This is a genomic window from Nocardiopsis sp. KDC1DS13DA1 (assembly GCF_055632325.1).
Genome location: NZ_JBVMUY010000025.1, coordinates 176,354 through 189,561 on the forward strand (window position 1 = coordinate 176,354; position 13,208 = coordinate 189,561).

At 72.9% G+C, this 13,208-nt stretch carries 12 protein-coding genes; 5 read left to right on the top strand and 7 right to left on the bottom strand.

Annotated elements, in window-relative coordinates:
* The first annotated feature begins 40 nt into the window (after positions 1 to 40).
* Positions 41 to 1,075, top strand: a complete 1,035-nt coding sequence (locus tag ACTVAJ_RS17035) for an Lrp/AsnC family transcriptional regulator (protein ID WP_470389145.1) — start codon at positions 41 to 43, stop codon at positions 1,073 to 1,075.
* Positions 1,076 to 1,207: 132 nt separating this feature from the next.
* On the opposite strand, the gene ACTVAJ_RS17040 is transcribed toward ACTVAJ_RS17035, so the two are convergent.
* Entirely contained in the window at positions 1,208 to 2,668 is a 1,461-nt protein-coding gene (locus tag ACTVAJ_RS17040) for an alanine/glycine:cation symporter family protein (protein ID WP_470389146.1), read from the bottom strand.
* A 586-nt stretch (positions 2,669 to 3,254) separates the two neighbouring features.
* Here ACTVAJ_RS17040 and nadE point away from each other — a divergent pair.
* A complete protein-coding gene (gene nadE, locus ACTVAJ_RS17045) occupies positions 3,255 to 5,009 on the top strand; it encodes an NAD(+) synthase (protein WP_470389147.1) in 1,755 nt (584 codons plus the stop codon).
* A gap of 79 nt (positions 5,010 to 5,088) precedes the next feature.
* Here nadE and ACTVAJ_RS17050 read toward each other — a convergent pair whose 3' ends face one another.
* The 5 genes from ACTVAJ_RS17050 to ACTVAJ_RS17070 all read right to left on the bottom strand — a co-directional run bounded on the left by ACTVAJ_RS17050 (position 5,089) and on the right by ACTVAJ_RS17070 (position 9,476).
* Positions 5,089 to 5,598 (bottom strand): GNAT family N-acetyltransferase, encoded by a 510-nt coding sequence (locus tag ACTVAJ_RS17050; RefSeq protein WP_470389148.1) that lies wholly within the window; start codon positions 5,596 to 5,598, stop codon positions 5,089 to 5,091.
* A gap of 246 nt (positions 5,599 to 5,844) precedes the next feature.
* Complete coding sequence (locus tag ACTVAJ_RS17055) at positions 5,845 to 6,741, bottom strand: DMT family transporter (RefSeq protein WP_470389149.1); 897 nt, start codon at positions 6,739 to 6,741, stop codon at positions 5,845 to 5,847.
* A 130-nt stretch (positions 6,742 to 6,871) separates the two neighbouring features.
* The gene (locus ACTVAJ_RS17060) at positions 6,872 to 7,849 is read right to left on the bottom strand and encodes an ABC transporter ATP-binding protein (RefSeq protein WP_470389150.1); all 978 of its coding nucleotides are present in this window, start codon (positions 7,847 to 7,849) and stop codon (positions 6,872 to 6,874) included.
* Positions 7,850 to 7,855: 6 nt separating this feature from the next.
* Positions 7,856 to 8,683: an ABC transporter permease gene (locus ACTVAJ_RS17065; RefSeq protein WP_470389151.1), complete on the bottom strand. Its 828-nt coding sequence runs from the start codon at positions 8,681 to 8,683 to the stop codon at positions 7,856 to 7,858.
* The gene (locus ACTVAJ_RS17070; protein WP_470389152.1) at positions 8,676 to 9,476 is read right to left on the bottom strand and encodes an ABC transporter permease; all 801 of its coding nucleotides are present in this window, start codon (positions 9,474 to 9,476) and stop codon (positions 8,676 to 8,678) included. The genes ACTVAJ_RS17065 and ACTVAJ_RS17070 overlap by 8 nt, the downstream gene beginning before the upstream one ends.
* A gap of 279 nt (positions 9,477 to 9,755) precedes the next feature.
* Between ACTVAJ_RS17070 and ACTVAJ_RS17075 the strand changes: the two genes are divergently transcribed.
* A complete protein-coding gene (locus ACTVAJ_RS17075) occupies positions 9,756 to 10,526 on the top strand; it encodes an SDR family oxidoreductase (RefSeq protein ID WP_470389153.1) in 771 nt (256 codons plus the stop codon).
* Here the strand turns inward: ACTVAJ_RS17075 and ACTVAJ_RS17080 are convergent.
* Positions 10,523 to 11,572: a hypothetical protein gene (locus tag ACTVAJ_RS17080; RefSeq protein WP_470389154.1), complete on the bottom strand. Its 1,050-nt coding sequence runs from the start codon at positions 11,570 to 11,572 to the stop codon at positions 10,523 to 10,525. The two genes, ACTVAJ_RS17075 and ACTVAJ_RS17080, sit on opposite strands and share 4 nt — an antisense overlap.
* A 3-nt stretch (positions 11,573 to 11,575) precedes the next feature.
* On the opposite strand from ACTVAJ_RS17080, the gene ACTVAJ_RS17085 reads away from it, so the two are divergent.
* Together ACTVAJ_RS17085 and ACTVAJ_RS17090 are read left to right on the top strand one after the other, a co-directional pair.
* Complete coding sequence (locus ACTVAJ_RS17085; protein WP_470389155.1) at positions 11,576 to 12,259, top strand: TetR/AcrR family transcriptional regulator; 684 nt, start codon at positions 11,576 to 11,578, stop codon at positions 12,257 to 12,259.
* 78 nt (positions 12,260 to 12,337) lie between these two features.
* Positions 12,338 to 13,177 carry an ACT domain-containing protein gene (locus ACTVAJ_RS17090; protein WP_470389156.1) on the top strand — a complete coding sequence of 280 codons (840 nt, stop codon included), beginning with the start codon at positions 12,338 to 12,340 and terminating at the stop codon, positions 13,175 to 13,177.
* Positions 13,178 to 13,208: the final 31 nt, after the last annotated feature.

Here is a 13,208-nt window from a genome sequence, read left to right on the forward strand (position 1 = left end):
TGGTTCAGGATTACCGGAAAAGCGCACCGGGGGACATCAGATGCTGGAAAACCGCGTGATGGACGACGTGGACCAGGCGCTCGTCCACGCGCTCCAGGTCGCGCCCCGGGCGAGCTGGTCCCGGATCGGGGCGGTCCTGGGACTGGACGCGGCGACGGTCGCGCGCCGCTGGCAGCGGCTCCACGAGCGCGGCGCGGCGTGGGTGACGTGCGGGCCGGGCACCGGCCTGTCCGGGTCGGGGTGCCTGGCGTTCGTGGAGGTGGACTGCGTGAGCGGCGAGCTGCTCCCGGTCGCGCGCGCGTTCGCGCGGCTGCCGCACGTCTCCGCGGTCGAGCACGTCACGGGCGACCGCGACCTGGTGCTCACCGTCATGGCGGGGGACGTCGGCGCGCTGTCCCGGTGGGTCGTGGGGGCGCTGGACACGATGCCCGGCGTCCGGTCCAGCCGGACCCACCTCGCGGGGACGGTGTTCACCGAGGGCAGCCGGTGGCGGTTCCGGGCACTGACGTCCCGGCAGGTGGAGGCGCTGGCCGGGGAGGCTCCGGAACCGAGGCCCGGCCGGGAGCCGGACGAGCTCGACCGGCGGTTGGTCGTGGCGCTGACCGAGGACGGCCGGGCCCCCTACACGGCGCTCGCCGAGCTGTGCGACAGCACGCCCGACACCGTGCGCCGCCGGGTCCGCCACCTGTTCGCCGCCCGGATGGTGCAGGCCCGCTGCGAGGTCGCCCGACCGCTCTCGGAGTGGCCGGTCGCCGTGATCGTCTGGGCCAGGGTGCCGCCCGACCAGGTCGCCGACGCGGCGCGGAGCATCACCGGTATGCGCGAGGTACGCCTGTGCGCCGGGGTGACGGGACGGCACAACCTGCTGGTCGTCGCCTGGAGCCGGTCCGTGGAGGACGCCCAGCGCTTCGAGGCCGACCTCGTGCGGACCGCGCCCGCCCTCGTCGTCGGCGACCGGGCCGTCGCGCTGTGGACGATGAAGCTCAGCGGTCAGTTGCTCGACCCGCGCGGTTACCGGACGGGTGCGGTCCCCATCGACGCGTGGGACATCCCGACCGGCACCCTCACCGGGTGAGTGCGCGGGGACGCCGGAGGGGGCGGCGCCGCGGCGCCGCCCCCTCCGTGTGGATCACCGTGGACCGTCCGGGCGCGTGGCCGGGTGAGGGTGGGTCACCCGCCCGGGACGGTTCTTCGGGAACGGGGTGGGTCAGACCCTGTCGCCCGCCCGCCCGATGCGCTCCAGGTCCTCCTGGTCCCAGCACTCGACGCCGGTGACGTCGGGCATGCTCTCCTTGGTGAAGACCGGGTCCGCGCCCTGACGGCGCTGTCGGACGAAGTCGTCGAGCAGACGGAACGCGGTCGGCGCGAGGAAGGCCAGTGCGGCGAGGTTGACCAGGGCCATGAGGCCCATGGTGGTGTCGGCCAGGCTCCAGACCAGGCCGCCGGAGCCGATCGCGCCGAGGAAGGTCACGACCACGACCACGACCCGGAAGCCGATCATCACCGACGGGTTCCGCGTCAGGTAGGCGACGTTGGAGACACCGTAGAAGGTGTTGCCGAGCACCGAGGTGAACGCCACCAGCAGGATGATCAGTGTGAGCAGGTGCAGCGCCCAGGGGCCCAGGTTGGCCTCCAGCGCGTTCTGCGTCAGCGTCGGACCGGCCTCCGCGGTGTAGGTCGGGTCGGACAGCAGGATGATGAAGGCCGTGGTGGAGCAGACGACGAGGGTGTCGAAGTAGACGCCCAGGGTCTGCACGAGGCCCTGCTTGACCGGGTGGCTGACCGCGGCGCTGGCGGCGGCGTTGGGCGCCGAGCCCAGGCCCGCCTCGTTGGAGAACATCCCGCGCCGCATGCCCTGCACGATCGCGGTGCCGATGCCGCCCGCGGCGATCTCCCGCAGGCCGAAGGCGTGCATGACGATGTCGGTGACCACGGCGGGGATCTGACCGATGTTCATCACGACGATGACCAGGCCCATGAGGACGTAGACCGCCGCCATGAAGGGCACCAGCGCCGTCGCGGCCCCGGCGATCCGGCGGGCGCCGCCGAAGATGATCACGCCGGCGGCACCGGCGATGACCACGCCGACCGCGTACGGCAGCCACGGTGCGGCCTCCGCGCCGGTGGCGGAGGAGACCGAGTTGCCGATGGCGGCAGAGATGGTGTTGCTCTGCACGCTGTTGAACACGAGGCTGAAGGTCACCGTGATGATGACGGCGAAGAGCACGCCCATCCACCGGGAGCCGAGCCCGCGCTCCATGTAGTACGCGGGACCACCCTGGTAACCCTCCTTCCCGCCGACCTTGTAGAGCTGGGCGAGGGTGGACTCGACGAAGCTCGCCGCACCGACGACCAGCGCCATGGCCCACATCCAGAAGACCGCGCCGGGGCCGCCCAGGGCGATCGCGGTGGCCACACCGGCGATGTTGCCGGTGCCGATGCGGGCGGCCGCCGAGACGGCGAAGGCCTGGAAGGCCGAGATCGACTTCCCGTCGGAGGTGAGGCCGGGGTCGCCCCGCATCGCGCGGAACATGTCGGGGAGCAGCCGGAACTGCACCCCTTTGGAGCGCACGGTGAAGTACAGGCTCAGCAGGAGCAGCAGGGGGATGAGCAGGTAGGCCCAGAACACGTCGTTGAACGTGCCGATGCCGGAACTGATGGCTTCCACAGGGGGAGGTCCCTTCGTCGTCGGTGGAGACGGCGTTGTCTCGCTCCGCGACCGGTTCGTGTCCGCGGGGCAGGGCGGGGCGACGAGCCCGTTGCGACCTGTCCGCGTTCGCTCCGCGACGGGGAGTGACAGTGTCGTCGAACTCGTTGCCATGGGGTGGCGCCCGCTTCACCGCACGGTGAACGGGCCCCGACCAGATAAAGGGAAAAACGCCCGACATGCAAGATAGGTCACTTCCGAACACGATTCGGTAGAACATGTCCTTATTTCGCGCCGAGTGTGCCCTGGGCCACCTTCGCGGGTTCGCCCGCGGGGATGTCGGGCGCCTCTCGAACACCCTCCGGGAGGGGCTTTCCGGTTGCCCGGCGATGTTTGTGGCGTCGCTCGCGTGAGGGTGGTCACTCCTTTGGTCCGGGGTTCTTCGGGCGTCCAACCGGAAGGAAACCTTGTGGTCCACATCATTCCCCGTGCCGTCCGGCGAGAGGCGTCCTTGCCCTCCTGGCGTGCGACTTCGTCTCTCGTTTTCCCTTGTTATGCGAATGTGACATGTTGCGCCCGTGTTAACTCATTCGCTACGGTTCACACCGTGGTACAACTTCGTATAGCTCTGGCACAGGTCAACCCAGTTGTGGGTGATCTGGATGGAAATTGCGACAGCGTCGTCGCTTACGCTCGTCAGGCGAGTGACGCTGGAGCCCATCTCGCGGTGTTTCCCGAGATGGTCGTTACGGGATACTCGGTCGAGGATCTCGCCCTGCGGGACGGTTTCGTCTCCGCCTCCACCAAGGCCACCCACAACCTGGCCGAACGCCTCGACGCCGAGGGGCTCGGACACCTTCCGACGGTCATCGGATTCCTGAACCGACGGCAGGGGCGCGGGCCGCGCTTCGGTCAGCCCTCCGGCGCGCCGCAGAACTCGCTCGCCGTCCTGTACCGGGGGCGGGTCCGACTCGTCTCCGCCAAACACCACCTGCCCAACTACGGCGTCTTCGACGAGTTCCGCTACTTCGTTCCGGGCGACACGCTGCCGGTACTGCGGCTGCACGGCGTCGACATCGCCTTCGCCATCTGCGAGGACCTCTGGCAGGACGGCGGACCCGTCGGGGCCGCCGCCGAGGCCGGAGCGGGCATGCTCATCACCCTGAACGGGTCCCCCTACGAGCGGCACAAGGACGACGTGCGGCTCGGGTTGTGCCAGCGGCGCGCACGCGAGATCGGCGCCGCCATCGCCTACGTCAACATGACCGGCGGTCAGGACGACCTGGTGTTCGAGGGCGACTCCCTCATCGTCGACGCCGACGGTGAGCTCGTGGCCCGGGCCGCGCAGTTCGAGGAGGAGCTGCTGGTCACCGACGTCGCCCTGCCCCGGGCGGAACAGGGGGCCGGTGAAGCGGCCGAGGCGGGCGGTTTCCGCGTCGTCCGCCACACGATCTCGGACCAGCCCCCCGCGCCCTACGAGTCCCGCTCCCCCGTCCTCACGCCGCGCCGGGACCCCCTCAACGACCTGGGCGAGGTCTACACCGCGCTCGTCACCGGTGTCCGCGACCACGTGCGCAAGAACGGCTTCCGCTCGGTCCTGGTGGCCGTCTCCGGCGGTGCCGACTCCGCCCTGGCGGCCACGATCGCGGCCGACGCCGTCGGCGCGGCCCACGTCCACGCCCTGGTCACGCCGGTCGGAGAGGACGACGGCGGGGCGCTGGAGCAGGCCGAGGAGCTGATCAAGCGGCAGAGCCTCACCAGGCGCCTGTACCGCCTCGACCGCCTGGTCGACGCGCTGGACTCGACCGTCGCCGTGGACGACGAGGCCGGGCGGCGGGACCTCCGGGCACAGGCGCGGGGCGCGCTCCTCAGCACCCTGTCCCGCCAGGAGGAGCACCTGATCCTGGCGACGGGCAACAAGACGGAGCTGGCCACCGGATCGTGCGTCCACTACGGCGACGGGGTGGGGGCGTACGCACCGCTCAAGGACTGCTGGAAGACCCTGGTGTGGGAGCTGGCCCGCTGGCGCAACGCCCAGGAGCCGGGGCCGGACGGGCTGCCCCCGATCCCGGAGGCCTCCCTGGAGCGGCGGCCGGTCAGCGGATGGGGGGTGTTCGCACCCGCCCCCGAGCGGCCGGACTACGAGGTGCTCGACGGGCTGCTCGACGCCTACATCGGCACCGACCAGGGCGTCGCCGCACTGACGGCCGCCGGTTTCGCCCCCGACCTGGTACGGCACGTCGTCCGTCTGGTCGACCGGGCCGAGCACAAGCGCCGCCAGTACCCGCCCGGCCCCAAGATCACCCGGCGCAACCTGGGCCGGGACCGGCGGCTGCCGATCACCAACCGCTGGCTGGCCTGACCCGGTGCGGGCCCGGGGCGCGCGGGCGCCCCGGGCCGTGGTGCGGGGCGCCCGCACGCCCCCGCACCCCGGGCGCGGGTCAGATGCCGAACGGCGCGGCGTAGCGGACGGTTCCGCCGGGCAACGGGTGCTCCGTGTCCAGGGAGAGGGCCATGAGGGCCTCGTCCGGGACGTCGACGCTCAGGCGGATGCCGTGGGCGGAGGCACGGGTGAAGCCGAACCTGGGGTAGTAGGTCGGGTGCCCCAGGACGACGACGTGGTGCTCGCCCTTGGCCACGGCGGCCGCGAGCGCGGCACGGATGACCGCGGACCCGGCGCCGCCGCCCTGCAGATCGGGCCGTACGGCGCACGGGGCCAGGCACAGGGCCGGTGCCTCGCCGATGTGGCAGCGGGTCAGCAGGGCGTGGCCGACGACGCGGCCGTTCCCGTCGGTGGCGACGAGGGACAGGCCGTCGATCCACGCGGACGGGTCGGCGCGCAGGGCGTCGACGAGGTCGGCCTCCGCGTCGGTGTCGAAGGCGGCGCGGTTGACCGCGCGGACGGCGCGGACGTCAGCGTGCGTCTCGGCGCGCGTGTTCCAGGTGTTCATCGCTGGTGGGTATCCGTTCCAGGGTGGTGTTCACGGTCCTGCCCCGCGGGCTCACGCTCCCTGCGGGGCGCATGGCGGTCAGGCCACGTTCCGGGACGTGAGGCAGACCCGGATGCTGCGCGCGGTGGCCCCGAACACGGTCATCAACCCCACCTCCCCGTTCTCCACTCCTGATCGGACACGATCCGACCACGCTACCAGGGGCCGGTCCGGTGCTCCCGCCTTCGGTCCGAGGCGTGATCGTCCTCACCGGCCAGGCAGGACGTCCTGTTCCCCTCTGCCGGAGCCCCCGAACGTCTCGGTGCCCTGGGGAACGGTGAGCAGCCGGATGCCCTGGGCGGCCAGCAGGGCGCTCACCAGCGCGACCGCGCCCCCCGCCCAGCCGCCGGCGTAGGACTCGCCCATGAACACCACCCCGATCACGGAGGCCGCGACCGGGTTGGTCAGGGTGGTGATCCCCAGCGGCGCCCCGAGGTCCATGCCCTGGTAGGCGGCCTGTGCGAGGAGGAGACCGAGCACCGCGATCACCGGAGTGGCCAGAGTGGCGGGGTGCGCCAGCCCCGCGACACCGGTCGCGGCGAAAACGGAGACCGACGTCTTGACCGTGGCGGAGGAGACCCCGAAGGCCACCCCCGCGGCACCGGACAGCAGGTAGCTGCGCCACGCGGTCGACGGAACCCGGCCCGCGCCCCATGCCGTGACCAGCAGGAGCACGGTCGTGCCGACACCGACGAGCACGGAGTCGGGCCGGTCGAGGACACCGCCCTGACCGCTGGTGACCGACACCGCGAGCAGGGCTCCGAGCGCCACCACGGTGAACGCCGCGCCGCGCCACTCCGTGCGACTCACGCGCCGCCCGCCGAGCCTGGCCGACCACGGGATGCCGAACACCAGGACCAGGACGCCGAGCGGCTGGATCACCGTGAGCGGGGCGAAGCTGACCGCCGCGACCTGGAACCCCGCGCGGCCCCCGTTGAACACCAGCGACACCCACCACAGGGGGTGCCGCAGCAGGTCGGCCATCTGGCGGCGGTCGGTGAGCGGGGCTCTCACGCGCACCGCGAGCCGCCGCTGCGCCACCGCGGCCGCCGTGTAGGCCGCGCACGACAGGACGGCGAACACGATCCCCAGCCACACACCCATGACCGCCATCATCCCGTCCGTCCCGGACGGTCGGCCCGGCGGGGTTCGTTACCCCGCCATCCGTTCCCGTCCGCGCTGGTGGGGGTGGGTCGTCCGCACTCCGGGGGGGAGGACGGAGCCCGGCCAACGCTCAGTCGTTGCTGGGGACCGCGCCCCGGTACAGCGAGGCCACCACGTGCTCGATGTCGGGTTCGCGCAGGGTCAGGTCGGCGACGTCGTGCCGCCGGGCGATCTCCCCGATCACCGACGCCGGGTTGGCCGACAGCTCCAGCCACTGGCGGGGCCCCTCCACGCGCACGCAGGTGCCGCCCGGGACCTCGACCGGTGCGGCCGGGGTCGCCAGGTCCACCACCAGGACGCGGGGCGTGGGCACGCTCGCGCGCAGTCCGGCCAGGTCGCCGTCGTAGGCCAGGCTGCCCCGGTCGATCACCACGACCCGTTCGCACAGCCGCTCGACGTCGCCCAGGTCGTGCGTGGTGAGCAGGATCGTCGTCCCCTCCTCCCGGTTGAGCCGGAGGAGGAACTCGCGGATGGCCGTCTTGCTCACCACGTCCAGGCCGATGGTCGGCTCGTCGAGGACCAGCAGCCGGGGGCCGTGCAGGAGGGCGGCGGTCAGGTCGCCGCGCATGCGCTGCCCCAGGCTCAACTGGCGCACCGGCGTGGACAGGAACGGACCCAGCTCCAGCAGCTCGGTGAGCTCGGCGAGGCGGCGCGTGTGGTCGGCGGCCGGGATCCGGTACATGTGGCGGGTCAGCTCCAGGCTGTCCCGGAGCGGCAGGTCCCACCACAGGGTGGTGCGCTGGCCGAACACGACGCCGATGCGGGCGGCCAGGCGGGTGCGGTCGCGGGACGGTTCGAGCCCGGTGACCCGGACCCTGCCCGCCGTCGGGGTGAGGATGCCGGTCAGCATCTTCATCGTCGAACTCTTGCCCGCTCCGTTGGGGCCGAGGTAGCCGACGATCTCGCCCGGCCGGACGGTGAGGGTCACGTCGCGGACGGCGCTGACCGTGCGTTTCCTCCGGCGGAGGAGGGGGCCCTCGCGGAGGGTGAAGTCCCGGCCCAGGCCGACGGCCTCGATGACGGGCGGGGCGTCGTGGCTGGAGGTCATGGGTCATCAGCTCCCGGTGGATCGGTAGCGGCGCAGACCGCCGCGCCAGCAGAGGGCGGCGACGGCGCACAGGAGGAGGGCGACGGCGGGCGGGGCGAGGCGGAGCCCGTCGGGCAGCCCCGTCGGATCGGGGCGGCCGAGCAGGAACAGGACGGGCTGCCAGCTGACGAAGGCCAGCGGGACCACGAACGTCACCCCGCGCACCACGTCCCGGCCGTAGACGGCGAGGGGGTACTCGGTCAGGGCCTGCCCGCCGTAGGTGAGCGAGTTGGCCGCCGTGTGCGCGTCGGTGGCGAGGAACTGGATGCACGAGCTCGCGGTCCACACGGCACAGCAGATGGCGACCGAGGAGAGCAGCAGCACCGGCAGCATGAGGGCGCGCGCGGGTGTCCACTCGACGTCGCACCAGGCCAGGGCGAGGACGAGCACCGTGGCGGCGGGAACGACCTTGCCCAGCCGTCGCGGGGTGAACTGGTCGGTGGCCAGCAGGACGAGTGGCGGGACCGGTCGGACGAGCATCGTGTCGAAGGCCCCCGTCCGGATGTGCCGGCCCAGCCGCTCCACCGACCCCATGAGCATGTCGGCGCATCCGAAGGCCGTCGCGGACAGCCCGTAGACGAGCAGTCCCTCGGCGACGCCGAACCCGGCGAGTTCGCCCGCGTGGCCGAACACGATCACGACGGCGCCCATCTCGGCGAGCGCGCCCAGGGAGACGAAGACGGTGAGCAGGGCCAGGGAGGCCGGGTACTGGGCCAGGGCGCGGCACCACGTCCACGCGAGTCGGACGTAGATCCGCAGCGGCCACAGCGCGCTGGTCGGGGCCGGCTCAGCCACCCTGGACCACCACCCTGCGCGTCGCGCGGGACGTCACCAGGGCGCCGAGTGCCAGCAGTGCCGCCGCCCACAGGGCCTGGAGGGCCAGGCCGCCCGCCGCGGTCCCGCCCGGCAGGGACTCCTTGCCGAGCAGGACCTCGGCGGGGATCTGCACCATCGACGCCCACGGCAGCACCCGCAGCGCGTCGCCCACCGCCGTCGGGAACAGCGTCAGCGGCAGCAGCGTCCCTGCGGCCACCGGCCCCAGCAGTCCCGCCACCGCCCACACGCCCCGGGTGTCGGTGAGCCAGAAACCGCACAGCGCGTACAGGTAGCGCAGGCCGAACGCCACCACCGCGGCCAGCGCGAAGGACGCCAGGACGGTGCCCCAGCGCACGGGGTCGTCCGGGAGCCTGAGGTCGAACAGCAGTGCCCCGACGGCGAACGTGGGGACGGACCGGAAGACCAGTTGGAAGGCGGCCCGGCCGAGGTCGTCCGCCAGCCACCACGACTGGAGGGACACCGGGCGGAGGAGGTCGGTGGCCACGGCGCCGTCCCGGATCCGTTCCTCCAGGTCGAGGGGCGGACCCATGACGGCGGCCACACCGAGCAGGGCCTGCGCGACGAACACCTGCGTGACGGCGTCGCGGGCGTCGTAGCCGTTGATCTCGGGGCGCGCGTCGAACAGGGCGAGCAGCACCATCGCGTTGATGACGCCGAAGACGGAGTTGGTGAGCACGTGCGCGAGCGTGGCGGCACGGTAGGTGGAGTAGCGGCGCAGCCCTCGGGCGAACACCGCGTGGTGGACACGCATGGGTGTGGCTCCCTGGCGGATCGAGACCGTGCTGGGGGTTCGTCCGGTCTCGTCGCCGGGGCGGGGCCGCCGGGCGGGTCCGGACACCGGCACGTCCCTGATCTCGCACAGGTCCGGGTCGCCGCGAGTGAGTGAGACTAACACAGTGCGAGGGTGCGGGCGAGGGGTTTGACGAACCCGGCCCGGGGCCGGGCGGCGCGCCGGGGTCGGCCCCGGCCGCACACCCGGAGGCCGCCCCGGGTAACCTCCGACTGCCGAGCGGACGGGGAGGAACAGCTGGTGACGTCGACGAACACCGGGACGACCGGAGACGACCGGAAGGTCGTGGTGCTGACGGGAGCAGGGTCGGGACTGGGCCGCGGCATGGCCCGGCGGCTGCTGGCCGACGGGCACTCCGTGGTCCTGGCGGGCCGCAGGCGCGCGCCGTTGGAGGAGACGGCGGACGGCCACCCCGGAGCGGTGGTCGTCGAGACCGACGTCACCTCGGCGGACTCCGTGCGCGCGCTGTTCGACGTGGTCCGCGGGCGGTTCGGCCGGGTCGACGTGCTCATCAACAACGCCGGGGTCTTCGGGCCGCGGGCGTCGGTGGACGGGATCGGGGACCAGGACTGGGAGCGGACGCTGGCCACCAACGTGACCGGCTCGCTGTACTGCGCCAGGGAGGCGGTCCGCCTGATGAAGGAGCAGTCGCCGAGCGGCGGCCGCGTCGTCAACAACGGGTCGGTGTCGGCGTACGTGCCGCGTCCGCTGAGCGTCGCCTACACCGTCACCAAGCACGCGATCACGGGGCTGACCGCGGCGATGAACCTCGACCTGCGGGCGCACGGGATCCCCTGCACGCAGATCGACGTGGGCAACGCGGCGACGCCGATGGTGGCCGACTTCGGGGTGGAGGCGCTGCAGGCGGACGGGTCCACGCGTGCCGAGCCCACGATCGACCCGGCACACGTGGCGGACATGGTGGCCCACATCGTCTCCCTGCCGCTGGACGTGTCCGTCCCCCGGGTGACGGTGATGGCGCGGGAGATGCCCTTCGCCGGACGGGGTTAGGCAGGAGGCAGCGGCCGGGCGCCGCGCGCGCTCCGGGCGTACCCCCAGGTGACCAGGCCGATGACCAGGAGCGTGAAGAAGGCGTTGCTGCCGTACTTGAGCAGCGGCGCGACCGGCTCGCCCAGGGGTTCGACGGCGAACGAGGTGAGTCCGTTCAGGATGAGCGGAGCCCCGGCGACCAGGACGACGTGCCGTCCGGACCAGCCCTCGCGCCGTGACCACGTCCACAGGAGCGCGCCCAGGCCGGCGAGCGCCCCGAGTTCCGCCGCGACGCCCGGCCAGGTCGGTGGGAGGAACCACGACGTCCCCAGTGCGACCAGCAGGGTGAGTCCGCCCGCCAGCCAGGGGGCCGGGGCCCTGCGGTCGGACACCGGCGCCGCACGGTCCGACCGGCGCCCGGGCAGGGTCAGCGCCACCAGGACAAGGAACGCCGCGACGGTCGCCGCGCCCCCGAGCTGACCGGGCGAGGCGACGAAGTCCTCGGTGGCGAGGTGGTCCTTGAGGACGAGGTAGGCCGCCGCGAGGTAGAGCAGCGCCGCGACCGAGGTACCGAACCAGCCCAGCCACGGGCGGCGGGCGAGTTCGCGCGGCGCGAGGGCCTCGACCACGGCGATCGGCGCGCCGAAGGACCAGACGGTGTGCCCCAGCAGGAAGGTGAGGCCCATGTCGGCGCTCACCCCGATCCCCGGGATGAGCGTGGGATCGCGTGTCTCGCCCCAGGACTCGATGTCCCGGTAGGCGGGGTTGAACAGGCTCTGGTCGACCAGTCCGGCCTGGATGACTCCGAACGCCAGCGCGAGCAGAAGGATCGTCGGCCAGCCGCGGCCGGCGCGGCGGGCGGCCTCCCGGACCAGCAGCGCGACCGCGCCGTACAGGGGCGCGAGGATGAGCAGCCCGCCGAGGATGACGAGCGGCCGTCCCACGTTCGAGTCGTAGCCGATGAGGTACTCGGCGCAGACCGGGGACAGCAGGAGCAGACCGATCACCGGGGGCAGGCGGCGCAGGAGACGGGGGCGGGGGCGTGTGGTGACCCGTGTCGTGGACATGCCGTGGACATTAGCAGAGTGATCACTCTATTAATAACGGCGGCGGGCCGACGGGTGCCGGGCGGCGCCGGTATGCTGCGCGGGATGCGTACCGTCAACCCCGAACAGCACGCCCGCAAGCGAGCCGCGATCCTCGGCGCCGCGGCCCAGGAGTTCGCCGAGAAGGGGCTCGACGGCACCTCCACCGCGAGCATCTGCCGCCGCGCGGGGATCGGTTCCGGGACGCTGTTCCACTACTTCCCGACCAAGCGCGAGATCTTCCACGCGCTCTTCGCCGACGACCTGGAGCGCGGTGCGCGCGCGAGGCAGGCCGCCCTGGCCGCCGACGACCCGCGCGCGGGGATCGACGCCCTGGTCGACCACCTCGTGGCCGACGCCGACGACCCGCTCGTCCCGGGGCTGATGGCCGCGGCCCTGTTCCAGGTCAACCGGGACGAGGAGTTCGCGCGCCTGGTCGGCGGGGACGAGGAGCGCACGGTCGGGGCGCTCACCACCCTGCTGCGCGCGCTCGCCGACGACGGGCGGCCGCCCGCCTTCCCCCCGGAACGGACCGCCCGCTGGATCCAGCACCTCGTCGACGCCGTGTTCCTCGCGGCCGGGGACGCGGACTTCGACGCCGACCTGTCCCGCGCCGAGTTGCGCGCGATGGTCGACTGGCTGCTGACCGGTGGGGATCGCACTCCGTGACACGTGTCACCCTGCGTCGTTACCTGGTATTCACGGAGTGACGACGCTTCGCAACGTCGGGTGGGCACCGTGGGGTGTATGGACGATTCCGAAGGCAGCTACGGAACCGACGACCACACGCGCCCCGGCTTCTTCGGCCGCGAGGCGCTGGACATGGGAGCGCTGCTGCTCGCCGCCGGTGCGGCGCACGTGCTGGTGCTCTCCCTCGGACACAGCGACGGCGGTGTCCGCGCCCTCATCACCGCGGGGGCGATCCTGCTCGCCGCCTCGGCCCTGCACCGCTGGCACCGCCACCGCAGAGCGGTGGTCCGCCGGTCGCGCGGCGGGAGCCGGTCGGCGGGCGACCCCGCTCCGGCCCGGACGCCCGAGGCCGGGGGCCGGCTGTGGAGCGTACGCGTCACCCTCACCGACGTCCCGGGCGGACTCGCCGAGCTCACCGCGCGCTTCGCCTCGCTCGGGGTCGACATAAGGCTCATGCAGGTCCACCCCGACGGCGCCGAGACCACCGACGAGTTCCTCGTCAGCGCGCCCGCCCACGTCGTCGAGGAGGCCCTGTACGCGGCGGTCCTGGGCGCCGGGGTCCGCGAGGCGATCGTCCGGCCCGCCGACGTCCACGAGCTCAGCGACACCACCAGTCGGACACTCCGGCTGGTCGGCGCCATGGTGGAGGGGGCGACCACGCTGGAGGGGGCGCTGCTGTCCCTGGCCTCCGCACAGGACGTCGAACGCGTCGGGACGGCGCCCGAGGGGATGGGGGAGGAGGACACCTCCGGCACGACGATGACCCTGCCCTCCCCGGACGGAGGGGTCCTCGTCGTCCGCAGGGTGGGGGTGCCGTTCACCGCCGTGGAGTTCGCGCGCTGCCGCGCCCTGGCCCAGGTGGCCGCCTCCCTGCACGGGCGCTCGCGGCAGCGGTGACGGGCGCCCCGCGCCGGGGGCGGTCTCGGCG